Annotated in this window: 21 protein-coding genes; 2 read left to right on the top strand and 19 right to left on the bottom strand. The window is 65.2% G+C overall.

The annotated features are described in order from the left end of the window. Nucleotides 1-31: 31 nt before the first annotated feature. Both AC3WVQ_RS21930 and AC3WVQ_RS21925 read left to right on the top strand, forming a co-directional pair. Nucleotides 32-1,156, top strand: a complete 1,125-nt coding sequence (locus AC3WVQ_RS21930) for a sulfate/molybdate ABC transporter ATP-binding protein (protein ID WP_457578597.1) — start codon at nucleotides 32-34, stop codon at nucleotides 1,154-1,156. Nucleotides 1,157-1,318: 162 nt separating this feature from the next. Beyond that, the gene (locus AC3WVQ_RS21925) at nucleotides 1,319-2,683 is read left to right on the top strand and encodes an FAD-binding oxidoreductase (protein WP_268087824.1); all 1,365 of its coding nucleotides are present in this window, start codon (nucleotides 1,319-1,321) and stop codon (nucleotides 2,681-2,683) included. Between the two features lie 32 nt (nucleotides 2,684-2,715). Here AC3WVQ_RS21925 and AC3WVQ_RS21920 read toward each other — a convergent pair whose 3' ends face one another. The 19 genes from AC3WVQ_RS21920 to AC3WVQ_RS21830 form a co-directional block, all read right to left on the bottom strand. After that, nucleotides 2,716-3,225: an RES family NAD+ phosphorylase gene (locus AC3WVQ_RS21920; RefSeq protein WP_181529578.1), complete on the bottom strand. Its 510-nt coding sequence runs from the start codon at nucleotides 3,223-3,225 to the stop codon at nucleotides 2,716-2,718. After that, nucleotides 3,225-3,596, bottom strand: coding sequence for an antitoxin Xre/MbcA/ParS toxin-binding domain-containing protein (locus AC3WVQ_RS21915; RefSeq protein WP_112772357.1), 372 nt, complete (start codon nucleotides 3,594-3,596; stop codon nucleotides 3,225-3,227). The genes AC3WVQ_RS21920 and AC3WVQ_RS21915 overlap by 1 nt, the downstream gene beginning before the upstream one ends. Nucleotides 3,597-3,667: 71 nt before the next feature. Continuing rightward, nucleotides 3,668-4,453 carry a crotonase/enoyl-CoA hydratase family protein gene (locus AC3WVQ_RS21910; RefSeq protein WP_112772353.1) on the bottom strand — a complete coding sequence of 262 codons (786 nt, stop codon included), beginning with the start codon at nucleotides 4,451-4,453 and terminating at the stop codon, nucleotides 3,668-3,670. Beyond that, nucleotides 4,450-5,319: a hydroxymethylglutaryl-CoA lyase gene (locus AC3WVQ_RS21905; protein WP_112772352.1), complete on the bottom strand. Its 870-nt coding sequence runs from the start codon at nucleotides 5,317-5,319 to the stop codon at nucleotides 4,450-4,452. Before AC3WVQ_RS21905 ends, AC3WVQ_RS21910 begins: the two co-directional genes overlap by 4 nt. Next, nucleotides 5,316-7,304 (bottom strand): acetyl/propionyl/methylcrotonyl-CoA carboxylase subunit alpha, encoded by a 1,989-nt coding sequence (locus AC3WVQ_RS21900; RefSeq protein ID WP_162731944.1) that lies wholly within the window; start codon nucleotides 7,302-7,304, stop codon nucleotides 5,316-5,318. Before AC3WVQ_RS21900 ends, AC3WVQ_RS21905 begins: the two co-directional genes overlap by 4 nt. Nucleotides 7,305-7,319: 15 nt before the next feature. After that, nucleotides 7,320-7,703: a RidA family protein gene (locus AC3WVQ_RS21895; protein WP_060529107.1), complete on the bottom strand. Its 384-nt coding sequence runs from the start codon at nucleotides 7,701-7,703 to the stop codon at nucleotides 7,320-7,322. Nucleotides 7,704-7,713: 10 nt separating this feature from the next. Then, nucleotides 7,714-9,321: a carboxyl transferase domain-containing protein gene (locus AC3WVQ_RS21890; RefSeq protein ID WP_060529108.1), complete on the bottom strand. Its 1,608-nt coding sequence runs from the start codon at nucleotides 9,319-9,321 to the stop codon at nucleotides 7,714-7,716. 44 nt (nucleotides 9,322-9,365) lie between these two features. Continuing rightward, on the bottom strand, nucleotides 9,366-10,529 hold the full coding sequence (locus AC3WVQ_RS21885; RefSeq protein WP_060529109.1) for an isovaleryl-CoA dehydrogenase: 1,164 nt from the start codon (nucleotides 10,527-10,529) through the stop codon (nucleotides 9,366-9,368). Nucleotides 10,530-10,839: 310 nt separating this feature from the next. Next, nucleotides 10,840-13,020 (bottom strand): cellulose synthase, encoded by a 2,181-nt coding sequence (locus AC3WVQ_RS21880; RefSeq protein ID WP_492382967.1) that lies wholly within the window; start codon nucleotides 13,018-13,020, stop codon nucleotides 10,840-10,842. Further along, on the bottom strand, nucleotides 13,017-14,066 hold the full coding sequence (locus AC3WVQ_RS21875; protein WP_060585793.1) for a family 8 glycosyl hydrolase: 1,050 nt from the start codon (nucleotides 14,064-14,066) through the stop codon (nucleotides 13,017-13,019). Before AC3WVQ_RS21875 ends, AC3WVQ_RS21880 begins: the two co-directional genes overlap by 4 nt. Then, nucleotides 14,063-16,390 (bottom strand): cellulose biosynthesis cyclic di-GMP-binding regulatory protein BcsB, encoded by a 2,328-nt coding sequence (locus AC3WVQ_RS21870; protein ID WP_492382966.1) that lies wholly within the window; start codon nucleotides 16,388-16,390, stop codon nucleotides 14,063-14,065. Before AC3WVQ_RS21870 ends, AC3WVQ_RS21875 begins: the two co-directional genes overlap by 4 nt. Next, complete coding sequence (gene bcsA / locus AC3WVQ_RS21865) at nucleotides 16,390-18,567, bottom strand: UDP-forming cellulose synthase catalytic subunit (RefSeq protein WP_492382965.1); 2,178 nt, start codon at nucleotides 18,565-18,567, stop codon at nucleotides 16,390-16,392. Before bcsA ends, AC3WVQ_RS21870 begins: the two co-directional genes overlap by 1 nt. Before the next feature lie 109 nt (nucleotides 18,568-18,676). Beyond that, entirely contained in the window at nucleotides 18,677-19,615 is a 939-nt protein-coding gene (bcsN, locus tag AC3WVQ_RS21860; RefSeq protein ID WP_063894939.1) for a cellulose biosynthesis protein BcsN, read from the bottom strand. Between the two features lie 222 nt (nucleotides 19,616-19,837). Beyond that, a complete protein-coding gene (locus tag AC3WVQ_RS21855) occupies nucleotides 19,838-20,533 on the bottom strand; it encodes a class II aldolase/adducin family protein (protein WP_457578593.1) in 696 nt (231 codons plus the stop codon). Then, nucleotides 20,530-21,999 carry an FGGY family carbohydrate kinase gene (locus tag AC3WVQ_RS21850; RefSeq protein ID WP_112772349.1) on the bottom strand — a complete coding sequence of 490 codons (1,470 nt, stop codon included), beginning with the start codon at nucleotides 21,997-21,999 and terminating at the stop codon, nucleotides 20,530-20,532. Before AC3WVQ_RS21850 ends, AC3WVQ_RS21855 begins: the two co-directional genes overlap by 4 nt. Nucleotides 22,000-22,046: 47 nt before the next feature. Next, entirely contained in the window at nucleotides 22,047-22,895 is an 849-nt protein-coding gene (locus AC3WVQ_RS21845) for a sugar phosphate isomerase/epimerase family protein (protein WP_034789974.1), read from the bottom strand. A 2-nt stretch (nucleotides 22,896-22,897) separates the two neighbouring features. Next, nucleotides 22,898-23,896, bottom strand: coding sequence for an ABC transporter permease (locus tag AC3WVQ_RS21840; RefSeq protein WP_060643947.1), 999 nt, complete (start codon nucleotides 23,894-23,896; stop codon nucleotides 22,898-22,900). Beyond that, nucleotides 23,893-24,894 carry an ABC transporter permease gene (locus AC3WVQ_RS21835; RefSeq protein WP_492382964.1) on the bottom strand — a complete coding sequence of 334 codons (1,002 nt, stop codon included), beginning with the start codon at nucleotides 24,892-24,894 and terminating at the stop codon, nucleotides 23,893-23,895. The genes AC3WVQ_RS21840 and AC3WVQ_RS21835 overlap by 4 nt, the downstream gene beginning before the upstream one ends. Beyond that, complete coding sequence (locus AC3WVQ_RS21830; RefSeq protein WP_089043684.1) at nucleotides 24,887-26,401, bottom strand: sugar ABC transporter ATP-binding protein; 1,515 nt, start codon at nucleotides 26,399-26,401, stop codon at nucleotides 24,887-24,889. Before AC3WVQ_RS21830 ends, AC3WVQ_RS21835 begins: the two co-directional genes overlap by 8 nt. Nucleotides 26,402-26,403 lie beyond the last annotated feature (2 nt).

Raw genomic sequence — 26,403 nt, 5'->3', positions numbered from 1 at the left:
CCGGGAAAGCCGGCATTCGAAAGGTATTGTCATGGACGTGCGCGTTCACAACATCCGCAAGGAATTTGGCCGCTTCCCGGCGCTCGACGACGTCTCGCTCGACATCCGCTCCGGCGAGCTGATCGCGCTGCTCGGCCCCTCCGGCTCCGGCAAGACGACACTTCTGCGTCTCGTTGCCGGGCTCGAAAGCCCGACCGAAGGCACGATCTTCTTCGGCGACGAGGATGCCTCGCAAAAGACCGTGCAGGAGCGCAACATCGGCTTTGTCTTCCAGCACTATGCCCTGTTCCGCCACATGACCGTGCTCGACAACGTCGCCTTCGGCCTCAAGGTGCGGCCCTCCAATCGCCGCCCGCCTTCGGCCGAGATCCGCAAGCGCGCGCTCGATCTGCTCGACCTCGTCCAGCTCTCCGGCCTCGACAAGCGCTATCCGGCGCAGCTCTCGGGCGGCCAGCGCCAGCGTGTGGCGCTCGCCCGCGCCATGGCGGTGGAACCGAACGTGCTTCTGCTCGACGAGCCCTTCGGCGCGCTCGACGCACAGGTCCGGAAAGAACTGCGCAAGTGGCTGCGCGACATTCACGACCGCACCGGCCACACGACGATCTTCGTCACCCATGACCAGGACGAGGCGCTGGAGCTCGCCGACCGCGTCGTCGTCATGAGCAAGGGCGTGATCGAACAGGTCGGCACCCCCGACGAGATCTACGACCATCCGGTCTCGCCCTTCGTCTACGGCTTCATCGGCCAGTCGAACTGCCTCAATGTTACGCTGCAGAACGGCGAGATCTGGTTCGAGGATCGGCCGATCGGGCTGCGCGCCCCGTCCGAGCCCGACGGCCCGGCGAAACTGCACTTCCGCCCGCACGACATCGAGCTGATCGACGGCTGCGGCGGTTGCCTTGCCGGTCTTGTCGCCGCCAGCCGCCGCGTTGCCGGCACCCGCCATCTCGAACTCGACCTTGGCCGCAACCATCCGCATGTCGAGATCGAACTCTCACCCGAACGCGCCGCTGCCGGCGACCACAGCCGCATCGCCTTCCGACCGACAAAGTGGAAACTGTTCAGGGAGGAGCAGCCGAATGCGGCCGCAACGCTGGAGGCGCCGGCCGAAGTGGAAACGGCCGAGCCCTTCGAGCTGGCGCGCACCGGCAGTTGATCGGGCGCGCTCGGTAGCGCAGTTTCACCTGTCTCGTCGTGCCGTGTGCAATCGTGCCGGCAACGACGGGCTGAGGGTCGCCGTGCGGATATCGGTTTGCTTCGCGATGCGCTAAGCAGGGACGCCCGCTGCCGACAATGGCTGCGGAACCGGGAGAAGCGCATGACGATCGTCGACGACCTGAAACAAGCCCTCGGCGACATCGTGCTCACCGGCACGCAAATCGGCGAACGCCACCGGAGCGACGCCAGCCTGACCGGCCGGGAGCTGCCCAGAGCCGTGATCCGCCCGACAAGCAGTGGCGAGATCGCCGCGGCCCTCCGGCTCTGCAACGAGAACGGCCAAGCGGTTGTCGTCCAGGGCGGCCTGACCGGGCTTGCCGGCGGCGCCAATGCCGGCAGCGACGCGGTGGTGATCTCGCTCGAGCGTTACACCGGCATCGAAGAGATCGACCCACAGGCAGGCACCATGACTGTGCGGGCCGGAACGCCGCTCGAAGTGGCGCAACGCGCCGCCGAAGACGCCGGTTTCCTGCTGCCAATCGATCTCGGCGCCCGTGGTTCCTGCCAGATCGGCGGCAACCTCGCCACCAATGCCGGCGGCATCCGGGTGCTTCGCTACGGCGTGACCCGCGACAACGTGCTCGGTCTCGAAGCGGTGCTCGCCGACGGCACGATCATCTCGTCGCTCAACAAGATGATCAAGAACAACACCGGCTACGACCTCCGGCAATTCTTCATCGGCTCCGAAGGAACGCTCGGCGTGATCACCCGCGCGGTCCTGCGCCTGCGGCCCTTGCCCGCCGGCCGGCTGACGGCGCTCTGCGCTCTCGAAAGCTACGACGATGTGGTCGCCTTCCTCACGCGCTGCCAACGCCGCCTGCCCGGCCTCTCGGCCTTCGAGGCGATGTGGGAAAACTACTTCCGCTTCAACGCCGAGGCGGAGAAGCTGAAGCTCTTTGATGAAATCCCGCCCTTCGCGGTGATCGTCGAGCAGGATCTGCTCGGTGATGCCAGCGAGCGTGACGGTTTCGAGGCCTTTCTCGGTGAGGCGCTTGAAGATGGGATCATTGCCGATGCGCTGATCGCCCAGTCGGAGAAAGAAAGCCGTTCGTTCTGGAGCGTGCGCGAAGGCCACGCGATGGACAGCCAGCTGCCGGCACTCGTCAACCTCGACGTCAGCCTGCCGATCGGCGATATCGGCCGCTTCGCCACGGAATGTGGTGCGGCTCTATCTCAACGGTTCCCGGCCGCCCATGTCTCCTTCTTCGGCCACGTCGCCGACAGCAACCTGCATATCGCCTTTTCGGAGCCTGACAGCGACGCGGACACGCCGCATATCGTCGACGGCATCGTCTACGAAATCGTGCGGCGCTACAAAGGCTCGATCTCGGCCGAACATGGCGTCGGCACGCTGAAGCGGGATTTCCTCGACCATTCGCGCAGCCCGGCCGAACTCGAACTCATGCACCGGATCAAACGGGCGCTCGACCCGAACGGCATCCTCAATCCGGGCAAGGTGATCTGAGGCAGCCTCATCGCCACGCAAACGGCTCAAATTCAGAGCCAGGACGCCGGCGTTTTCGGCAGGCGCCCTTCGGGATCGATAACCTTCAGTTCGGAACCCTCGCCCGTATTCCAGTGCCACAGCGCGACGCAGGTGCCGCCGGGCGACATGAAGGACGGATAGATCAGGCCATCGAAGCCTCGGTCGCTCAACGCCAGTTGCAGGCGGTGCGTCTCCGGCACCAGACCACGATCGAGCGCATCGCGCCATTCGCATCGGTGGATTTCTTCGGTGAGACCAAGGTCGGAAAGGATCTCCGGCGCCGTCAGATCGGCAAGACGGGCAAAGCGGAGTTCAAGCTGGGCGATCAGCGCCGGGTGTTGGACGAAACCCTGATTGTATTCGGCCCAGGCGGTCGAGAGCTCGCGGGCGGCATAGACCGTCGGCGTTCCAACGGGATTCCACCTCCCACCGTACCGCCCTGCCCCTTCGCCCGAGAGCGGCGCATGCGCCCAGCGCGGCACATAGGCGCGCCAGAGGCGCACCGGCTCACCAACCGCCATCAGGCGTAGACACCGGAACGCACGGCTTCGAGATAGGCGAGCACCTTGTCGGCCTTGCCTTCACCGACGAGGTCATAGGCGGTCTTGCCGGCCCAGCCGGGGATCGGCTGGTGCTTGAACCAGATGACGGCGCGGCTATCGTCGCCCGCCATTTCGCCGGCCATGGCAAGGATACGGACGACGCTGCTCAAGGCCGCATCGACCTTTCGGGCACTGGACTTCGCCGTCAGCGTGTTGCGCGCGACACCGATCAGCTTCGCGAGTTCGGCAAGCGTCACGCCAAGGCGTTCGGCGACCAGCCGAGCGGACAGGAAGGACGACTGGCTCTCGCCGTAGTGGGCGGTGGAGATGTTGAGACCGACAGCAGCCATGACAGGATCCGCACTTGTTTTGATCATCGTGTTATCAAAATAAGATCAAAACATGCCCAAATCAAGGACGCCTATCGCCGCCAGGCGGGCTCGCGCTTGTCGAAGAACGCGCCGACACCCTCACGCGCCTCATCGGATTCCCAGCAATCGGCAAGCTGTTCGATGGTCGCGGCAATGGTCTCTTCGGTGATTGGAGCCCCAAGCGAGCGAGCCAGTCGCTTGGCCCGGCCGGTGGCCTCCGGCGCGACCGCCAGATAGGGCTCGATCTCTGCTTCGATCGCCGCATCCAGCGCGTCGGTGGTGACAACGGTGGTGGCGAGCCCCAAGGCGCGCGCCTCCTCCGCACCGAACAGGCGGGCGGACATGAACAGCGGCCGCGCCTTACCCTCGCCGATGCGGGCGACGACATAGGGGCTGATGGTCGCCGGGATCAGGCCGAGGCGTGTTTCGGTCAGGCCGAACTTGGCGTCGGTCGAGGCAACCGCCGCGTCACAGATGCTCATGAGGCCAACGCCGCCGCCAAAGGCATTGCCATGCAGGCGGCCGATCACGGGCTTCGAGATCTCGTTCAGCGCCTTGAACATCATCGCCAATCGCGTCGCCTCAGCAATGCGAGTCGCCCTGTCTGCATCGAACTGCTCGCGCATCCAGCCGAGGTCGCCGCCGGCGCAGAAGCTGCGGCCCTCGCCCTCAAGGATAACGACGCGGACAGAACGGCCGGCCGAAAGCTGCTCTGCCGCCTCGGTCAGTTCGCCGATCATCCGCGCCGAAAGCGCGTTGTGCTTCTGCGGCAGTGCCAAGGTCAGCCGCGCGACACCGCGCGCATCGGTTTCGATCCGGATCGTTTCGAAGGTCATGATCCCGTCCTTAAGGTCCGCGCGAAAGCGGCGGCCTGTTCGAGCTTCGCTAGGTCGAGCCCCGTCGAAAAACCCTTGGCCGTTACGAAGGCGTTGACGGCGAGCGTGTCGACATTGCCGGCAGCACCCGGCGCATAGGGGCAGCCACCGAGACCGCCGGCCGAAGCGTCGAAGACCCTGAGGCCGCGGTCGAGCGAAACGGCAATATTGTCGAGCGCGCGGCCGGAGGTGTCGTGGAAATGCCCGGCGAGCCTGTTGGCCGGAATGCGCTCCAGCACCGCGGCCAGCATCGCGTCCACCGCCTCTGGCGTGCCGCGGCCGATCGTGTCGCCGAGACTGATCTCGTAGCAACCGAGATCATCGAGCAGGCCGGCGACGCGGGCAGGGCTCGCTGCGGCGATCGCACCCTCATAAGGGCATTCGACAACGCAACTCACATAGCCGCGCAGCAGAATTCCTTTTTCCCGGCACAGTTCGGCAACCGGTAGGAACCGCTCGATGCTTTCGGCGATCGAACAATTGATGTTCTTTTGCGAGAAGGTTTCGGAAGCCGAGGCGAAGATCGCCACCTCGTCGGCGCCGGCTTCGAGCGCGGCTTCAAGACCGCGCATGTTGGGCGTCAGCACCGCGTAGCGCGTCCCGGGCCGCCTCCGGATGCCGGCCATCACTTCGGCGGCGTCGGCCATCTGCGGCACCCATTTCGGGCTGACGAAGCTCGTCACCTCGATCCGCTCGTAGCCGCAATCCGAGAGCATATCGACGAGACGGATCTTCTCAGTCGTTGGGACGAGCGCGCTTTCATTCTGCAGCCCGTCGCGCGGCGCCATCTCGACGATCGTCACATGCCCAGGCGCCGCTCCGCTCATTCCGCGCTCTCCGGCTGGAGCATCACCAGCACGGCGCCGGCTGTCACCTGCTCGCCTTCGCTGACCTGCACGCTCTCGACCACGCCGGCGCGCGAGGCCGACAAGGTGAGTTCCATCTTCATCGCTTCCATGACCGCAAGCGCCTGGCCCTTCTCGACCGCATCACCGGGGCGGACCCGGATGAGCTTGACGATGCCGGGCATCGGCGCCGAGACCGCGTCGTCGGCGACCTCGCTTGAGTGACCGGCACCAAGCGCGTCCGGCAAGCGAAGTCCGTAGGTCTCACCATTCAGGAACAGCGTGATCTGCTCGCCTTCGCGCAGGAAACGGAACTCCTGCTGCGCGCCGGCGATTTCCGCCCGGGCGCCATCGGCAGAGCGATTGAGAATAACGACCGGCAGCGCCGCCGTCCCGGTGTGGACGGCGAACTGATCCCGGCCACGGGCCGCCAGCGCCACGGTCGTCCGTCCACCCAGGTGCTCGATCGCGATGTTGCGGTTTGCGTCACCCCAAATCTGCCAATGGCCGAGCGAAGACCAGGGATCGGCCGATCCGTCCGGCTGCAAGGCTCCGGTCGAAATGATGGCCGCAAGCGCGAGGGCCGCATCGTTCGGCGCCGGCGACGCCGATAGCCGATCGATCGAACGATCGATCAGGCCGGTATCGGGGTGCCCGGCGCGAAAATCCGGTTCGGCCGCAAGGCGGGCCAGAAAATCGAGATTGGTGACAGTTCCGCCGATGCGGCAGGCCCTGAGCGCGATCTCGAGCCTGGCCAGCGCCGTCGACCGGTTGGGCCCATGGACGATCAGCTTGGCAATCAACGGATCGTAGAACGGTGTGATCCTGTCTCCCTGCCGGACACCGGCATCGACACGGACGCCCTCCTCCGGAAAGCTCAAGGTCGTGAGTTGCCCGGTCGCCGGCAGGAAGCCGCGCGACGGGTCTTCCGCATAGATGCGGGCCTCGAAGGCCCAGCCGTCGATGGCGATCTCGCTCTGGCGTTTCGGCAGCGCTTCACCGGCTGCAGCCCGCAGCTGCCACTCGACGAGATCGATGCCGGTGATCGCCTCGGTGACCGGATGCTCGACCTGCAGCCGGGTGTTCATTTCCATGAAATAGAACTGATCCGGCCAGAGCCCGTCGGTCACGTCGGCGATGAACTCGACAGTGCCCGCGCCGACATAGCCGATCGCCTGCGCCGCGCGAACGGCGGCTTCGCCCATGGCGCGCCGCACTTCCGCGGTCATGCCCGGCGCCGGCGCTTCCTCGATCACCTTCTGGTGGCGTCGTTGCAGCGAGCAGTCGCGCTCGTAAAGATGCAGGATGTTGCCGTGCCGGTCACCGAAGACCTGCACCTCGATATGCCGCGGCTTCGTCAGATATTTCTCGATCAGGACCGCGCCGTCGCCGAAGGCCGCTTCCGCCTCGCGGCGCGCCGCCTCCAGCGCAGCCGGAAAGTCGGCGGCGCTGTCGACCCGCCGCATGCCCTTGCCGCCGCCGCCGGCGCGCGCCTTGATCAGCACGGGATAGCCGATGTTCACCGCTTCCCCGGCAAGGAAGTCCGGCTCCTGTGTCTCGCCGTGATAGCCCGGAACCACCGGCACGCCGGATTGCTCCATCAGCGCCTTGGCGGCATCCTTCAGCCCCATGGCGCGAATGGCCGACGCCGACGGTCCGACGAAGGTGATGCCGGCCGCCTCGACGGCTTCGGCAAAGTCGGCATTCTCCGACAGGAAGCCGTAGCCGGGATGAATGGCGTCTGCGCCGACGGAGTGCGCCGCCGCGATGATGCGTTCGGCCACAAGGTAGCTGTCGAGCGCCGGCGCCGGGCCGATGCGGATCGCCTCGTCGGCCAGCGCCACATGCAGCGCGCCGACATCGGCATCGGAATAGACGGCGACCGTGCGGATGCCGAGGCGCTTGGCTGTGCGGATCACCCGGCAGGCGATCTCACCGCGATTGGCAATCAGGAGTTTGGAAAACATCGGCATCTCCTGGCCCTATTGCGCTGCGATCACATCGATTTCGAGCAACCATCCGGCATCGAAGATGCCGGCGATCGCGACCGTCATGGCGGGTGCTAGCGCACCGAGATATTCGGCGCGGGCCGCGCGGTTGGCCATGGCGTGTTGCCGATCGGCAAGCAGCACCGTCACCTTGACGATATCGGCCTTGGTCATGCCCGCCGCGGTCAATTGCGCGTCGATGTTGGCCCAGACCTGGCGCGCCTGCGCCTCGAAACCCTCCGGCAGCGCGTCTTCAGGCGTCAGCGGCACCTGCCCGCTGACGAAGAGCAGACGCTCGAAGTTCTCCAGGCGAACGGCCTGCGAGTAGCCTCCACGCGGCTGCGGTGCGTTCGGGGCATTGATGTTTTCGCGTTTCATGGCGGTGTCCCTACATCCTGAAGAGGCCGAAGCGCGTGTCTTCGATCGGCGCATTGAGCGCCGCCGACAGCGACAGGCCGAGCACGTCGCGCGTCTTGCGCGGATCGACGACGCCGTCGTCCCAAAGTCTGGCCGAGGCATAGAGCGGATGGCTCTGGCGTTCGAAGAGATCAAGGATGGGCTGGCGGAAACGCGCCTCCTCCTCCTCGCTCCAGGGCGTTCCCGCCCGCTTCAGGGCCTCGCTGCGCACGGTCGTCAGGACGCCGGCCGCCTGCTCACCACCCATGACGGAGATGCGGCTGTTCGGCCAGGTCCACAGGAACCGCGGCGAAAACGCCCGACCGCACATGCCGTAGTTGCCAGCGCCGAAGGAACCGCCGACCAGCATCGTCACCTTCGGCACACGTGCCGTCGCCACCGCCGTCACCAGTTTGGCGCCGTGCTTGGCGATGCCTTCCGTCTCATATTTCCGCCCGACCATGAAGCCGGTGATGTTCTGCAGGAAGACGAGCGGGATCTTGCGCTGGGCGCAGAGCTCGACGAAATGCGCGCCCTTCAGGGCGGATTCCGAAAACAGCACGCCGTTGTTGGCGATGATGCCGACCGGGATGCCGTGCACATGGGCAAAGCCGCAGACGAGCGTGGTGCCGTAGCGCGCCTTGAATTCGTCGAAACGGGAACCGTCCACGGTGCGGGCGATGACCTCGCGGATGTCGTAGGGCGTGCGCAGATCCGAGGGCACGATGCCGGCGATCTCGTGCGGGTCGTAGAGCGGCGGCTCAGGCGTCACCAGCTCGACCGTCAACGGCTTCAGCCGATTGAGTGCCGAAACGGCCCGGCGGGCGAGCGCCAGTGCATGAGCGTCATCGCGCGCCAGATGGTCGGCCACGCCGGAGAGCCGCGTGTGCACATCGGCGCCGCCGAGATCCTCCGCCGAGACGACCTCGCCGGTCGCGGCGCGCACGAGCGGGGGGCCGGCGAGAAAGATCGTGCCCTGGCCTTCGACGATGATCGTCTCGTCGGACATGGCCGGCACATAGGCGCCACCCGCGGTGCAGGAACCCATCACCACGGCGATCTGCGGGATGCCGGCGGCCGACATATTGGCCTGGTTATAGAAGATCCGACCGAAGTGATCGCGGTCCGGAAAAACCTCGTCCTGGTTCGGCAGGTTGGCGCCGCCGGAATCGACCAGATAGATGCAGGGCAGATTGTTTTCCGCGGCGATCTCCTGCGCGCGCAGGTGCTTCTTGACCGTCAGCGGATAGTAGGTGCCGCCTTTGACCGTCGGGTCGTTGCAAACGATCATGCACTCACGGCCAGACACCCGGCCGATGCCGGTGATCAGCCCGGCCGCCGGCGCATCGCCGTTGTACATGCCGTGCGCCGCCGTCATGCCGACTTCGAGGAAGGGTGTTGCCGGATCGATGAGGTTGGCCACCCGGTCGCGCGGCAAGAGTTTGCCGCGGCTGACATGGCGTTCGCGCGCGGTATCACCGCCGCCGGCGGCCGCCACCTTCACCGCGTCTTCGACAGTCGCGATCGCCTCCGCCATGGCCGCCTGGTTTGCCTTGAACGTATCGGAGGACGGAGAAATGTGAGATTTCAGAACGGTCATCAAGTCCTCTTTCGATCGAGTTCGGCCGTTTCAGTTGCCGGCGGCTACCGCGTCTCGGTAAACAGCTCCCGCCCGATCAACATGCGGCGGATCTCGCTGGTGCCGGCGCCGATCTCGTAAAGCTTGGCGTCGCGCAGCAGGCGACCCGCCGGGTAGTCGTTGGTGTAGCCGTTGCCGCCGAGCGCCTGGATCGCCTCGAGCGCCAGCGCCGTCGCCTTCTCAGCCGCATAGAGGATGCAACCGGCCGCATCCTTGCGCGTGGTCTCGCCGCGATCGCAGGCCGCCGCCACGGCATAGACATAGGCGCGCGCCGCATTCGCCGTCACATACATGTCGGCGAGCTTACCCTGCATCAGCTGGAACTCGCCGATCGCCTGGCCGAACTGCTTGCGCTCATGCAGATAGGGGACGACCACATCGAGGCAAGCGGCCATGATGCCGAGCGGCCCGGCCGAAAGCACGACACGCTCATAGTCGAGCCCCGACATCAGCACGCGCACGCCACCGCCGATGGTGCCGAGCACGTTTTCTTCCGGCACTTCGCAGTCCTTGAAGATCAGCTCGCAGGTGTTGGAGCCGCGCATGCCGAGCTTGTCGAGCTTCTGGCCGGTCGAAAAGCCGGCATAGCCCTTCTCGACGAGGAAGGCGGTGATGCCGCGCGGGCCGGCGGTCGGATCGGTCTTGGCATAGACGACGAGCACGTCGGCGTCCGGACCGTTGGTGATCCACATCTTGTTGCCGTTGAGCACATAACGGTCGCCGCGCTTGTCGGCTCTGAGCGTCATCGAAACGACGTCGGAACCGGCGCCGGGCTCCGACATCGCCAGCGCACCGACATTCTCGCCGGAAATCAGCTTCGGCAGGTAACGCGCCTTCTGGTCGTCGTTGCCGTTGCGGTTGATCTGGTTGACGCAGAGATTGGAATGGGCGCCGTAGCTAAGGCCGATCGAGGCCGATGCGCGGCTGATCTCCTCCATCGCCACGCAATGGGCGAGATAGCCCATAGCGGCCCCGCCATGCTCCTCGCCGGCGGTAATCCCAAGCAGACCAAGCTCGCCCATCTCGCGCCAGAGCGGCATCGGAAATGCGTTGCTGCGATCGGTCTCGTCCGCCAAAGGCGCGATACGGTCCGTTGCGAAGCGCCGCACACTCTCGCGCAACGCGTCGATGTCCTCGCCAAGCGCGAAGCTCAATCCGCCCTGAAACATGTCTATCCTCCCATCGTGCCGGCCAGTGCGGTCTCCTCCCACAGCGGCCGGACGATAACGCTCCATCCTCTACGCGGATCGCAGCGAATGCAATGAGATCAACGCCGCGACATGGCCGGACGATAGCACCGCGTTTCGCTAATTTCCTTCCAAAGAGGGGCAAAGCCAAGCACGATATGCAAATCCGGAACCGCCTGCCGATTGCATCCTGTGCGCGAACGAGTTGGCGGGCCCTCGCGCCGAGTCCGGCGGCAGGCGTTCCACTCCTGGTACGGCAGCAGGTGTCGCCGTGACATCGCGGGATCGACGATCAGTTCTTGTTCGGCCAGATTTCCTGGCTGGCCTCGACGGCCGCAAGGCCCTGCATCGCGTCTCTATTGCCGGTGGCGGCAAGCGCCTCGAAGATGCGTCGCGCTTCCGCGTGGTACTTGAGGTTCATGTAGGCGTAGCCGCGCAGCACCATCAGGTCCTGGCGGCGGGTCGAGATCTGCCCGAGCTGATCGAGAAAAAGGATGGCCTCGCGGTAGCGATTGGCATTGAAGGCGGCAATGGCACGGTCGGCGAGGATCGCCGTCTGCAGCTCGTCGACCCGCCCCCGGCTCTGCGTCGACTTGGTCGCCGACACCGCGGCCTTGTTGGTGAGACCAGCGCGCAGGTAGGCCAGGCTCTGGCCATAGGCAGCGTCTTCGCGCATCTGCGACGCAGGCGCCTGCAAGGCCACCTCGAATGCTTCGGCGGCCTCCAGCGGCCGGTTGAGGTCCATCAGGCACCAGCCGCGCGCGAGCGCCGCCTGCGGCGCCATGCCGGCGGGATTGATGGTGGTTCGGCAGCCGGCCCCGCTGCGCACCGATTTCTGCACGACGCCGCCCGTGCGCGGCCTCTGAGCGGCAGGTTGCTCGACCACCTCTGTGACGACGGTGGTACGGGCCGTCGGCTGCGGTTGCGTCCGTTGCACCTCGGCCGTCGGAAGCGGCGCGCGGCTGACTTCGTCGAGCTTCTCCTTGACTTCGCCAAGCCGGGCGATGCGTTCGGAACGGCCCGACCACAAACGCTGGACTTCGACGACGCCATCCTTGTCGTTCAGCTGGTCACGGCTGAGCGCGAGGCCATAGGCCGACGGCTCGTCGTCCGGCTTCCAGCGCAGCGCCGTTGCAAACCATTGTGCGGCGGTTGCCGGCTGGTTGAGGGCGCGCGCATACCAGCCGAACTGCTGGGCCGTGGCCGGTTCGCGGGCCTTGGTCGTTTCCTGAGCGATCCGCGCCAGCACGGCGGCATCGAGGGCGACCGGCGGATCGATTGCCAGCAGATTGGCAGTCGCCGCGAAATAGGTCGCAAGGGCATCGGGCGAGCTATCGCGCCACGGGTAGAGTACGGCCTCGGCCTCGAGCGGTGCCTTGCGCGCGATCAGCGTCATCGCCAGCCCCTGCGCGGCGGAGGCGCTGTCTTCCTTGTCATGGGCACGGCGGAACCATTGCTCGGCGGCGCTCATGTTGTCGCGGCGCAGCTGATACCAGCCGAGCAGCAGAGCGTCGCTTGCCGTGCCACCGGTCTCGGCCAGTTTTTCGACGCGCTGGACGTACTTGGGATCAACCGCAAGCGCTTTGTCTCCGTCACCTTCGGCAACGAAGCGCCGGGCGAGATCGTCACGGATGCTTTCGAACTCCGGCACGCCCTCCGGCGTGGTGCGCTCGAGCGCGAGCAGATCCTGCAGCGTCGCGTAGGACAGCACAGCGGCAGCCTTCTGCACGGTGGCGAGCCGTTCCGGCGCGTTGTCGCAGCTCTTCAGCACATAGAGATAGGCATCGCGGGCCCGGTCCGGCCGCTTGGTCTCGGCAAAGGCCTGCGCCACATGCCAGAGCACATCCACTTCCGAGCAGGTCAGAAGGCTCGGCGTGCTCGCAGCAATCGAAATCACGGTTTCATACTGCTTGAGCTCGGAGGCGTTCACCAGCCGGGCGCGAGCCTCGGCGACGTTGAGGCGCTCGAGCAGGTCCGATGGCGGCTGCCAGGCGGCTTCCTTCGCCTGACGCTCGGCGATCGCCTTGCGCACTTCGGCGTAGCGGCCTTCAGAGTAGAGCCGCCACATGGTTTCGAGCGCGACGTCGTTGTTGCGTGGCACAGCCAGCGGATCGGCGGGCGGGACCCAGTCGGGATAAAGCGAGCGCAGGCGCGAGATTTCCGCCTGCAGCCGTGCGGTATCGCCCTTGGCGGCAAAGTAGCGAAGCGCCGATTCGTCGACGACCGACTGCGGCTTGCTTGTGCTTTGTGCTTCCTCCGACGGCCTGTCGGCCTGGGCCACCTCGGTGAATTGCGGCGGCGCGCCGCGCGCGCCCTGGCCGGCGCTGCCGCCGACGGCGGGCGCCTCCTGGCTCTCGCCAGTCAAGCTGCCGAGTTTCTTGTTGTCCTGGCGCAAGAAGCCGCCATCGGTCAGTCCGGCAACCCCGATCGCCGTAGTCATCACAGCGGCAATGGCAACGATTGAGGACTTCATAGACACTCCGGACGCTTCTCCCTCACGTAAGACAGCCCCAACAGGTGCAGCGTGGAAGGGTAATATTGCGTCGGGCTGAACACCTTGACGCTGTCGGGTATCGGAACCCTGTCCAAGACACAGGCCAGAATATGGTTAACAAATCGATAACCGGGGTCCGTGAGGCTGGTTTGAACGGCCCCCGTAGAGGCGTCGCTGAGGACCAATGCGTCTTTGTCGCCGGCCATTCCCGCCCGCAGCCGCGCCATCAGATCGCGGCCACCCATGTCCGCCCGGGCGAGGTAGAGCGGGATCCGCAAAGCGTTGTAGCCGAACTCGGCGGGAAAGCCCTGGGCTGGCTTCGGCATCGCACGCAGGCTGACCCAGTCGGCCGGCAGTTTTCTCGGGCCTGATTGCAGGGCATTGAGCAAGGCCAGGCCGTCATCCGAGAGCGCCTTCCAGCGCGGCGACGGCGCTACCCGATCAAGTGCGGGAAAAGCCTCGAAGATCCAGTAGGACGGATTGACCACCGGGCCATCCGGGCGATCGGTCGTGCCGAAGCCCGTAACGCCGGGCAACAGCAGCGTTCGCCCGCCATGATCGAGCAGGGTGTTGTCGAGGATGGCCTTGGCGATCCGCGAGGCGGCCTGCAGGTAATCCTGCCGCTTCCAGCGTTCACCGGCGAGCACCAGCGCATAGGCGATCAGGATGTCGCCGTCGGTGGCATTGTTGATGTCGATAATGTGCGGCGTTTCGGTGGCACTCCACTTCCACGCCGCCAGCCCATCGTCGCGCAGCAGCAGCTCACGGCGCGTGAACGACCAGATCAGCGCGAAGTCGGCCGGGTTGTCGGCCAGCACGGCGAGAAGCAGGCCATAACCCTGTCCCTCGCTATGGCTGACATTGCCATTGGCGTCGTCGATGATCCGGCCACCGGCATCGAGGAACCGCGCCTTGTACTGGTCCCATTCCCCAGCCTTCACCGAGCCCGCCTGTTCGTCGGCCCCGGCCGCCATCGGCAAAAGGAGCGCAAGCAATCCGGCGAGAAGCGCGGTTCGCCACCTCATTGGCGCCGCCCCAGGCGGGTCAGCATCGAGGATGTTGCCAGCCCCAGAAGCACCGACAGCACGATCAGCAGCAGGGCATAGACCATGATGTTGCTGGACAGCCAGTTGGCAAAGATCAGGCGATAGTTGGTGAGCGACGGCGGCTGCGTCTGGACGAAATCGAAACCGGCGACCGGCGTCGCCTCGATCTTGTCCGTCGCCGGCTCGTAGGCCGAAACCCGCCCGGTAAGCTGTTGCCAGCGCGTGACGTCGGCGATCGCCGCCGTGCCCTCACGCAGACGCTTGCCGGTTGGCGCCGTCAGCAGCGTCCAGGTCGCGTCGTCGCTCGGATTGGCGCCTTGCGCAATCACAAGCCCGGCACTTTCCGGCGGAATATAGGCGGCTTGCGCTTCGGGCAGGATACGCAGCGAGCTCAGCGAAATGTCGAACTCCTGCTTCACCCAGGTCTGAAACCCCGTGACCTGGTTGCGCCAGGCGCCGCCGCTCAGGCGCGTGCGCCACTCGTCGATGGCCTTCTGCGTGTCGTCAGGACGGCCGGTGTCCTCCGCATTGCCCCAGGACATCTGCCTGGCGGGGTCGATACCAACCTGTGTCAGCACCGTCTTCGGCAACTGCGGCATGGCGCCGATGAAGATCGCGTTGCGGCTGCCGGCTGCAAGCGGCGATGTGATCACCTCCACCAGCATCGGCCTGCCGCCGGCAACCGCCAGGCGGGCAAGGAAGGTCGCGGCCGCCGACAGCGTGTCCTCGTCGGCACGGTCGAGGAAAAGGGGAACGGCGGCGCTATCACTGCGATAGGGGGCGGCAGCACCGGAAATCGCAGCGATATTCGGCCGGCGACCGATGCGCGCGAAGTCCGGCATTCGCAGTTCGGACGTATCGAAGAGCGCGAAGCGGGGATCGTTAGAGGCCGGCGTTCCCGGCGCGCAGGCCTTGTCCGGCTCGGCGGAGAGCACCGCCTCGATCTCGATCAGGTTCGGACCGGGCTTGAAATGGCGCATCGTTACTTTGATCGGCAGGTGGCGCAGGATGTCGCCTGTGGCCGAGTTCAAAGGGATCGTCGATGCGATGTTGCCGTTGATATAGATGTCGATGTGGCTGCCTGGAAGCACGGCATCCGTATAGGCAGCGTCGAGCAAAAGCGTCGCGTCGCCATAGGCGTCGGCATAGAAATCCGACGGCACGGCTACGGAGAAACGCGTGCGAAAGCGCCGGCCGGTAAATTCGCTGGTTTCCACCCCGAGTTCGGAGAAGCGCAGGCGCGCATTCGTCACGACCAGCGGCGTCTCCGGCAACTGCCAACGCCCGGTGGCGATGACGTCGCGCGGCACGTTGCTCGGGCGGTCCATCGGCTGCGTGATCCCCTCGATCGCCTCCTGAACGGCGGACCAGTCTGGACCGCTGATCACCAGCACCGACGACTTCGTCTTGCCGTCGCGCACGAACATGGCGACAGGGCCGCTCGACGCACCTTCCGGCAGTCGCTCGAGGAACGGCGCCACTTCCTCGGCCGTGCCGACGAGCGCAGTCATTTGCCCGGGTTTCGCGAGTTCAGGCATGGTCTCGCTGAGGGCGAATTCCTGGGCGGGCATCTGGCCGCGCAACGCCATGCCTTGCGCAAGCCGCATCAGAGCTGCCGTTCGGCTCGGCTGCTGGAGGCCGGGTACGACCAGGTTGAACTGCGTCCGGCCGCGCGCATCGAGCCCGACTGCGCGTACGTCGTCGAGACTGGAAAGCGTCGCGCTGTCGCCGGAGGAAAACCGGATGAAGGCCGATTTCGGTGCGATCTCAGTCCACAGTTCATAGGTCGATTCGACCGTGCAGTCCGTGCGGTGGCGTTGGCGAACCTTGACGCGAATATCGTTGGATCCGGCGCGCAGCAACCCGGGCTTCAGGTCGTAGCTCAGCGGCGTGGCGGCCTCCGCCGAGCCGATCGGCTTCTCGCCGGCCAGTTCGCCATTGACGAAGATCGAAAGCGTCGACGCTTCCGGCGCAACGACGATCGCGTTCTGATAGGCGAAATCAAGCGACGCGGCAGATTGCGCCTGCGCCGGCGTCAGATAGACGGACCAGGTGCGTTCATCGACCTCGCCGGTCAGCGACAGTGCGCTGAACGGGATGATGAAGCGCTTGAAGTCGTCCGGCGGCTTGAGCGTGACGATGGGCTCTGCCGGCCCGGCGTTGCTTCCGGTGTCTGCCGGCGGCTGCAGGATCGGAACATCCGCCGGGCGCTCGCCGGACATGTCGAAAGGCGACGGCTGCGCCGACACGCCGGTTGCAAGGCTCGCAAGCAAGAGGGCTGGGAGAACGAGGCGCCTGAGCATCAAGCGCCCTCCTTCTGCGCCTCGGAGCCACGCAGGCTGCGAAGGAAGTAGATCATGCCGCGGCTCGTCTGATAGAGCGCCAGCCAGAGGAACCAGAACGTTCCGCGCACCAGTCCCGGATTACCGCGCCGGGCGCTTTGAAACTCGCTCCATTGCCGCGAATTGGCAAAGATCAGGTCGGCGACCAGGCTGTGATGGCGGGCGACCTGCGGCAGGTAGCGGCAGCCCATGATGGTGATATCGCCGGCAACCTCCTTGTTGCGGATCGCGACAGGCAGCGTCTCGGCCACGCCGCTGCCGCTGTAGGGCTCGAAGCGGATCCCGCCCTCGGTGTCGGTCGGCAGCGTCGATGCGTCGATGCCGTAGACCTGGACGCGCGCGCCGTGCGCCGAGACATCCTCGATCGTTGCCGGATACCATTTGTCGGCGACCCCGAATTCGCAGCGGCGGCTGACCTTGACGCGCCGGGAGGCTGCCCGCTCGCCGCGCTCCGACACGACGCCGAGCACGCAGCCGGCCATGATCAGGTTCAAGAGGTTCCAGCCGCCGACGACGAGCGTCACGTCTGCCTTGTACGGCTCGGTGTAGACCCGGTAGACCGTCATGAGCAGGGCGACGAAAAGCACCGCGAAGATGACGAAGAACGGCCGGGCAATCTCGGAGAGCCGGCTTTCCAGGATCGATTCATCCTTTGCCGTCACCTTGAAGGTCGGCCGGCTCGGCCGCAGCAGCACCGAGATGACCGCCGGCAGCAGATGCACCGTCTGGGCGAACTCGTAGAGTTCAGAGATCCAGGGCCAGCGGAACGAGCCGTAGAGATAGTTCTGCATCATCAGGTTCACGACCATGTAGGCCAGCGTATAGGCGAGGAACTCGCCGCCAGACGCCGTGAAGATCTCAAGGTCGAAGAACAGATAGAAGAGCGGCGCAAAAAGGAAAATCGTCCGCGGGATCGGAAACAGCCAGAACAGCGTCGACGACATGTAGCAAAGCCGTTGCGGGATCGACAGTCCGCCCTTTAACAGCGGAAAGCGGAATATGAGGATCTGCATCATCCCTTGCGCCCAGCGGCTGCGCTGGCCGATGAAGCTGGCGAAGGTCGCCGGTTGCAGGCCGGCGATCAGCGGGCGGTCGACATAGATGCTGTTCCAGCCGCGTCCGTGCAGCGCCAATGCCGTTTCGCAATCCTCGGTGATGCTCATGCCGCTGAAGCCCTCGGTATCCTCCAGCGCCTTGCGGCGGAGAACGGCGGCCGAGCCGCAGAAGAAGGCGGCATTCCACTTGTCGAGACCGCGCTGGATGATGCCGTAGAACATCTCGTTCTCGCTCGGCATTTTCTCGAAAGTGCGCAGGTTGCGCTCAAGCGGATCCGGATTGAGGAAGAAGTGCGGCGTCTGCACCAGGAACAGCTTCGGGTCCTGCTCGAAATAGCCGACGGTCTCTAAAAGGAAGTCGCGCGCCGGCGCGTGGTCGGCATCGAAGACCGCAATCAACTCGCCGTCGGAGTGCAGCATGCCGTTGTTGAGGTTGCCGGCCTTGGCGTGCTCGTTGCGCTCGCGCGTGAGGTAGCGCACGCCGAGATCGTCGCAAAGCGCCTGCAGTTCGGCATTGCGGGCGGATGCGCGCTGCGCTTCGACAAGGTTTGCCGAGTTGCGCTTCTGCAGGGTACCGCCGTCGTCGAGCAGCCACACCGTCAGCTTGTCGGCCGGATAATCCATCGCCTTGGCGGCGGCAAGCGTATTGGCGAGCAGGCCTGCGTCCTCGTTGTAGGATGGCACGAAGACATCGACCTTCGGAAACTTGCCGGGAGAGATCGAACTCGCCTTTCGCGGCGGCAACGGCATCGCCACTACGAACAGGCTGAGCGACAACATCATCACGCTGTACATTTCAGCAAGGTAGAGCAGGAAGCCCGGGATGAAGTTTTCAAGCTGGTTGAGCGGCGGCAGCGTGCTTGTCGTGCGCCAATAGACATAACGCAGCACGATCGCCGTACCGAAGGCGAGCGCGATCAGCCGCCAGCGGCCGCCGGCATTGGCAAGCTTGAGCACGGCCATGAAGGTAACGATGAGAACGCTGACGATGAGCTGCGTCTGGAGGTTCACCGGCAGCGTGATGACCGCCATCACACAAAGCGAGAAAAACGCCCAAGCGGCAACCGATCCGATCCTGCTCATACATTTGCCTTCCAGCGTTCGGCATCATGCCACTGGTATTGCCCGACCCATATTCGACCGAGTCTCCCCTACCGACACCAGCCCATAACAAAGGATGGTTAGCGGTCGATTAAGGGCAGGCTCCTCCGGTCTGCTGCCCTGCGCACGCGGGAGCCGGCACGATCACGTTCGGCAAGGTTTTCGCCGTGGTTTCCGCCTGCGCCTGCGGCATTGAGACGGTCCCGTCCGGCTGCGGAACCGGGATCGACGTCACCGCGGCGGGCGCAACGACCTGCTGTTCGACGCGTGCCGGAACGCTGCTGACTTCACGCCGTGCCACGGGCTGCACCTGGCGCCGCGGAACCGCCACGGGAGCGCTCGTGGTCACCGCCTCTTCCTGGCGGTAGATCGGGCTGCCGGTTCGGCCGAGACCCGCCTCCAGCGGCGGCGGCGCGCCATAGGGGTTCCAGGCAGGATCGCCGAAGGTGCCGGTGATCGTGTAGCCGTAGACCGGGGCCAAAAGCTCGGTCTCGCTGGCGCCTGCCGCGCAATAGCGCAGCCGCACCTGGATCGTGCCGTAGCCCTTGAGCGGCGAGCGATGGTTCTCCGCCTGGCGGATCTGCTGCCAGGCAAAGATGCAGGCGTCGTTCGCCCGGCCCTGACCGAAGGCATAGCCGAACGGCCCGTAATTGTTCTGCAGGAAGTAAGGGTTGAGCGACAGCGAAACGCCGGGCAGCGCCCGGCGCGCCTCAGCCATCATTTTGTTGTCGCGCACAGCGGCATAGTTCGAGCGGGACTGTTGGTCGAACTTGGCGTTCATCGGGCCGAAGAACTTGGCCCGCAGCAGGTTCTGACCTGGGGTCGCCGCCGAGGTGTAAAGATAGATATCCTGCTCGATCGCGTTGGTGCTGCGCCGTTCGACGACGTTCAGAACCGCAGGCCCGCCGGGCGGCGGCAGGATCAACGCGTTTTCCGAGGGAACCATGATGCTGCCGGTCGGCGTGCCGACGTCCTGGCGCGTGTTGCAGCCCGACAGCACGGTCGCGGCCACCAGCGACACCGCAGCCACGCGCCAGCCGTCCGCAGGGCGCAGCCGTCTCTCCGACGTGCCGAATCTCCGACTCAGATATCGTTGCATCATGGCTGAGCATTAGTTGATTCACCCCATTTCGCAAACCCGCGAAGAATGGGGGCAGAGATGCGACCGGGCGACGACGTACGGCTTTGTCCCCTCAAAATCGATTGTTTCAGGGCGGGCCGGCGCGCTTCCGCGGCGCTGCGACCAGTCGCCTCAAACCGCTTCTCTGGGACGGGCAAGATCGTTGACACCCTCGTCATCCGGGGCCTGCCCGTAGCTCATGCGGCGCATCTGCGCGATGACGCGCTCCATCTCGTCGTCGGGCAGAACCGGCGGCTCGCCAAGCGTCAGCGCCTGGACATACATGCGCGACAGGGTCTCGATCTCGATCGCCAGCCACAAGGCGGCCTCGAGCGTCTTGCCGAGCGAGATCTGGCCGTGCTGGCCAAGCAGGCAGGCCGTGCGGTCCTTGAGCGCCACAAGCGCATTGTCGGACAATGCCTGCGTGCCGAAGGTCGCATATTCTGCACAGCGGATCGTCGTGCCGCCGGCAATGCCGGTCATGTAGTGAAAACTCGGGATGGTCTTGTGGTGGCAGGCAAGCGTGGTCGCATAGACCGAATGGCAGTGCAGTACGACGTTGATATCCGTGCGTTCCCTCAGGATATCGCGGTGGAAACGCCATTCCGACGACGGACGAAGACCGACATAGGTACCGTCGAAATCCATCTCGACCAGATCCTCAGGCTGCATCGTCTCATAGGGCAGCGACGACGGCGTGATCAGGAAACCGGTCTCGGTGCGAACAGAAATGTTGCCCGCAGTCCCCTGGTTGATACCGTTCGAATTCATGCGGCGGCAGATGTCCACCATCTCGCGGCGGAGCGACAGAATGTCGGCCTTGCTCATCGATATGTCCTTTCGAAGTCGCGACTGAAACCATTGTTGCGCCCAGCCCGGGCGCGGGCTCGCCATTGCGACGCATAGACGGCGACAGCAGGCGAGAGGTGAGACACGTCGCCGGGATCGGCGAGCGAAAGCGGCGCCGGGCGCCGGCGCCGGCCCTCGCTTGCAAGCAGTGCGGCGCCGGAGGCCACGCCATAGGCATCGAGATTGAAACGCACACGCCGGTTCGGCATCAGTGCGGCGACGAGGCGGGCATAGAGCGGGTCGCGCAGGAAGCTTCCGTCGAGTACGACCAGCGGCCCCGGCCCCAGCGCCTCCACGCACTCCGCCGTTAGAAGCGCGCAATAGAGCAACGCCAGCGCCTTGCGTTCGATCGGCGTTTCCGGCGGTGGCCCGCTGATGCGACCGCGACCGGCACTTCCCGGAAAGAGGCCGTCATCGTCGCCGAACGACGGCAGCGCCATGCTGCGTCTGGCGATCAAGCCGAGAACGACGTCGTCAGGCACCGCGGCGTCCGGCGGTTCGCGGCCCGCCACATGGGAGAACTCGCGGCCGCCCATCGTGAGCACGCCGCCGAGCGGGCGCCCGAAGACGTCGCTGTTCAGCGTCATGCCGCGGTGTTCGTCGAGCCGGTCGAGCGCCGTGCGGCCGGAAAAGCCGACGATCCAGGTTCCGGTCGAAACGACGATGAAATCGTTGAGCCCGCCGGCGTGATAACGATAGTGGTTGAGGCTGCTGTCGTGGCCGCCCGTAAGCACGCGCAAGCCTTCCGGCAACCCGTGGCGCCGGACAAGCTCGGGACGAGCGGAGCCGAGGACCTGCCAGGCATCGGCAAAATCCGGCATCAGGCTCCGCCAGCCGCGTGTCCCGACAATGGGCGCGAAGCAGCGTTCGGCGACATTCCAGAGATGCGATTGCGCGCCGAGCAGGCTCGCCTCGGATGCAGCAACGCCCGACAGCCGCCACGCCCAATATTGCGGCAGGCCGAGATACCAGCGCGCGGCGGCGACGGCATCGGGCGCATGCTCCTGCATCCAGTAGAGCTGGCGCGCCTGATGGGTGGCGCTGTGCATCGTCGCGCTGCCGCGGTCGAAAAACGAGCCGGAGAGCGGCGCATAGCCGAGCCGGATTTTCTCCGGCACCGGCTGCTCGTAATCGATCATCGGTAGAGCCGCGCCAGCGGCCATATCCGGGTCATCGCCGACGAGTACGCCGCCGGACCCGTGACCGGCGGCGACGAAGGTTTGCAGCGGATGGCGGCGACCAAGATCTGCGAGACTGGCGAAGATCCATTCGCCGAGGCTTTCGAGATCGTGATGCCGCCAGGGCGGGCCCGGCAGCACTGGGTTGGCGACGCTCAGCGTTTCCAGGACGAAACCGTCTGATGTGACCGCGTTCAGCTTCACATTGGTCTTGCCGACGTCAAGGACGGCGACCGTCCCCGTGTCCGCATCCGCTGAAACTGCCATACCGAGACCCTCCGTCCTGATAGAGGCGGCCCTTAAAGCGCGCGCACCTAGATCAATCCGTATTGCCGGGCCTTGTTCCTAAGGAACGGCAGGCCGTTGCCCATCACTTCCTCTTCGTCCCTGGCGACCGGCCGCCAGACCGCAAGGCCATAGGCCACTTCCGGCGGCATGTTGATGAAGCTTTCCATCGCCAGTCCACCCTTGAAACCGATCGCAGCCAGCGTCGCGAAGATCTCGTCCCAGGCGCAGTTGCCATAGCCGGGCGTGCCGCGGTCGCTTTCGGACAGGTGGATGTATTTGATGAAGTCGCGTGCATCGAGGATGCCGGTGCCGATGCCCTTTTCCTCGATGTTCATGTGGTAGGTATCGAGATGCACGAAGACGTTGTCGGCGCCCACCCGCTTGATCATGTCGACCGCTTGCCAACCGGTGTTGATCAGGTGGTTCTCGTAGCGGTTGACCGCCTCGACGCCCAGTTCGATGCCACGGGTTTTGGCGTGCTTGGCGGCGGCCTGCAGCACACGGGCGATGTTGTCGTACTCGGCTTCAGTCGGCGGCACGCCGGTGCGCTCGCCGATGCCGCCGTAGATGACGCCGGACAGCGCCTCGCCGCCGAGATCGGCCGTCTTGTCGATCGCCACCTTCAGATGCTCGATCGCGGCATCGGGTCGGACGGATGCCCAGGCGCGCTCCGGCAGGCCGAGCGAGCAGACCGCGCGCAGCTTGTTTTTCTCCAGCAGCGCCTTGGTATGGGCAGTATCAACCGCCGGCGGATTGAGCATCGGGATCTCGATGAAGTCGACGGCGTATTTCACCGCCGCCGCAACGGCGCGCTCCGCACCGGGGCGATCCCAATTCATGGTCCACATGCTCGTATGGACGCCAAAACCCTGCATGGTCATGTTTCCTTTCTGACAAATGAAATCTTGAATTTCGTCGCGACGAAGCGCAGCACCATGACGCCGGCGAGCAGCAAACCCCAGACGGCGGTCGCCAGATGCTGGTTGGCGCCGACGAGGTTGAGACCCGAAGAGAGAAGCTGCAGCACCACCAGCGCGACAAAGACAGGGATTACCCGACCGAAGCCGCCGAACGGATTGACGCCACCCAAGAAGCAGGCGAGCACCGTGATCAGCAGGTAGCTTTCACCGTGGCCGATGCGCACGGAATTGAAGCGCGCCAGCATGATGATGCCGGCAATCGCGCACATGGCGCCGGAGAGCGCATAGACGAGCACGATCACCTTGCGGGTGTTGATGCCGGAATAGCGGGTCGCCTCGAGGTTGGAGCCGATCATGTACGTGTTGAAGCCGAGCTTCGTGCGGGTCAGCAGCACGTTCCAAGCGAGCACGCAGACGATAAAGACGATCAGCGGGATCGGCACGCCGAGAAACGAGCCGTGACCGAGCGGACCGAGGAAGGCCGGAAAGCCGGATACGTCGCCGCCGCGCGTCAGGAACTCGCCGAGGCCGCGCAGGAAGATCATCATCGACAACGAAACGAGGATCGGATGCGCGCGGGTAAAGGCGATCACCAGTCCCATGATCACGCCGCTCGCCGCCCCAACGAGAATGGCGAGCACCGAACCGAGCAGGAAAGCGCCGGGGCCGGCCTCCACCCCGCCATTGGCCTGCAACACCCAGGCGAGCGTCAGCCCGGCGATGTTGGCCGTGAAGGTGATCGCGAGATTGAGCCCGCCCGTCAGGATCGGCAGCAACATCGCGAGCGTCAGAAGGCCGAGCTCCGGCAGCTGGAAGGCGACCGAACCGAAGGTGGCCGCGCTGAGGAACTGCGGCGAGGCGATGCCGAACACCAACACCACGGCGAGAAACGCCAGCCCCGGCCCGGCTATTTCCGGACCGATGAGGGTCTTCACGCGTTCGACGATCGCACTCATCGTCCGGCTCCTTTCTGGCTGACGAAGGGCAGAAGCCTTTCGATGCGGGTATTGGAGAGCGTGATCGCCACGAGGATGATGGCGCCGATGATCATCTTGAAAGCGAAGGGCGAGACGCCCATCAGGTTGAGGCCGTTCTGGGTGATCGAGATCAGGAGCACGCCGAGCACGCAGCCGAGCACCGAGCCCTTGCCGCCGCCAAGCCGCGCGCCGCCAAGGACGACCGCCGCAAGCACGTCGAGTTCGCGACCATAGAGCGCGTTCGGCACCACCTCCTGCGCATAGTGCGCCTGGATGAGCCCACCGATGCCGGCCATCAGACCGAGCCAGCCGAAGGCGATGAACTGCATGGCGCCGATGTTGATGCCGAAGCGGCGCGCGCCTTCCGGATTGTCGCCGAACGCATAGAGCTGGCGGCCGGTCGTGGTGCGGGTGATCAGCACCCAGGTGGCGATGACGCAGAGCACCATCACCAGCACGGGAAGCGTGATCTCGATCCAGGTTCCGTCCGGCATCTCGTGTTCGAACAGGATGACGCGGTCCGTCAGCCAATCCGGCAGGTCGTAGATCGACACGCCCTTGGTGAAAAACATCAGGAGGCCGAAGTAGATGTTGAAGGTCGAGATCGTCGCGACGATCGAGATGACGCGGAAACGGTGGATCAGGAAGGCGTTGATGGCGCCGAGCAGGATGCCGAGCGAGCCGGCAATCAAAAGGCCTGAGATCCAACCTCCCCCGACCATCCAACCAAGAGCAATGGCCGTACCGTATTGCACGACAGAGGCGGCAACAGCGAAGGAGATATCGATGCCACCGGCGATCAGCACGACGAGCAGCCCGACGGCGAAGATGATGTTGACCGAGCTGATGTTCAGCAGGTCAAAGGCGTTGCCGAGCGAGAAGAAGTTGGCGGTCGAGACCGACAGCACGGCGCTGATCGCGATGATGACGGCAAGCAGCGACACTTCCGTCGCGTGGGTGCGGACGAAGCTACGCATAGACCGCTCCTTCGATCTCGGCGAGCGAAGCGCTGCGCGGATCATAGCTGCCGACGATGCGGCCTTGTGCCATGTGCAGCACACGGTCGGCGTTGAAATAGACCTCCGGCACCTCATCGGAGATCAGAATGATCGCAAGGCCGGTCTCGGCAAGCCGCGCGACGATGTCGAAGATGCCAGCACGCGCACCAACGTCGACGCCGACAGTCGGGGCGTCGAGGATCAGGAGCTTCGGATCGGTCGCCAGCCACTTGGCGATCGCCACGCGCTGCTGGTTGCCGCCGGAAAGCGTGGAGATCGCATCCTGCTGCAGCCCGATCTTGACGCCGAGATCGGCGATCCAGCGCGCGACAAGGCTGCGCTTGCGATCCTCGGAGAGCAGTCCGCCTGAAAGGATCTTGTCGAGCGAACTAATCACGAGATTGTCGGCGATCGACTGCGGTTGGATGAGGCCAAGCGACAGCCGGTCCTCGGAGAGATAGGCGACGCCCGCCGCAATCGCATCGCGGTTGGACGAGAAGCGAGCCGGCTTGCCTTCAAGCGCAATGGTACCGGATGCCGGCTTCAGCATGCCGAAAAGCGTCAGCGCCAGTTCGGTGCGCCCGGCGCCGAGCAGGCCGGTAATCCCAAGTGTTTCGCCGCGCCTGACCGAGAGCGAGATATCCTCGAATTGGCCCGGGCGGGACAGGCCCTTCACATCGAGCACGACGGGCTGACCGTCGCGGAATTTCGCGCGCACCTGCTGGTCGAAGGTCTTGCCGGTCATCAGTTCGGTGATGCGCGACTGGGTCATGCCGGCGGCGGGGTAGACGCCCACCAGCGCACCATCGCGCAAGACCGTGATGCGGCTCGAAATCTCCAACACCTCGGCGAGCCTATGGCTGACGAAGACGACGGCGACGCCGGAGGCGGAGAGCCCGCGAACGATATCGAGCAGATGGTCGGTTTCCGATTGCGTCAGCGACGCGGTCGGCTCGTCCATGAAGACGAGCCTCGCTTCACCCACAAGCGCCCGGGCGATCGCCACGATCTGGCGCTGGGCAATCGCATATTCCTTGAGCGGCAGGTCGACGTCGAGCGTCACGCCAAGACGGGCGAGCGCATCGGTCGCGATCTGGCGCATTCGGCCATAATCGACCAGTTTCGGCCAGCGGCCGAGCACCGTCTGGAAGGCGATGTTTTCGGCGACGCTCATTTCGGGAAACAGCGCCAGGTCCTGCCAGATCACCTGGATGCCGCGATCCTGCGCGGTCACCGGTGACATGTGGGAATAGGTTTCGCCATCGAACTCGATCGAGGCGCCATCGGCGGGGCGGTAAACGCCGGTGATGATCTTGATCAGCGTGCTCTTGCCGCAGCCGTTTTCGCCGGCAAGGCAATGAACCTCGCCCGGGCGGACGTCGAAGCTCACATTCTTGAGCGCACGAACCCCACCAAACGTCATGTTGATATCGCGCAGGGCCAGAAGCGGCTTCTCGCCTCCTCCCGCGGTCGCAAGCTGGTGCATGG

The sequence above is a fragment of the Ensifer sp. EB106-05-01-XG146 genome (genome assembly GCF_058791875.1).
This window is presented reverse-complemented; position numbering and strand designations above follow the sequence as displayed.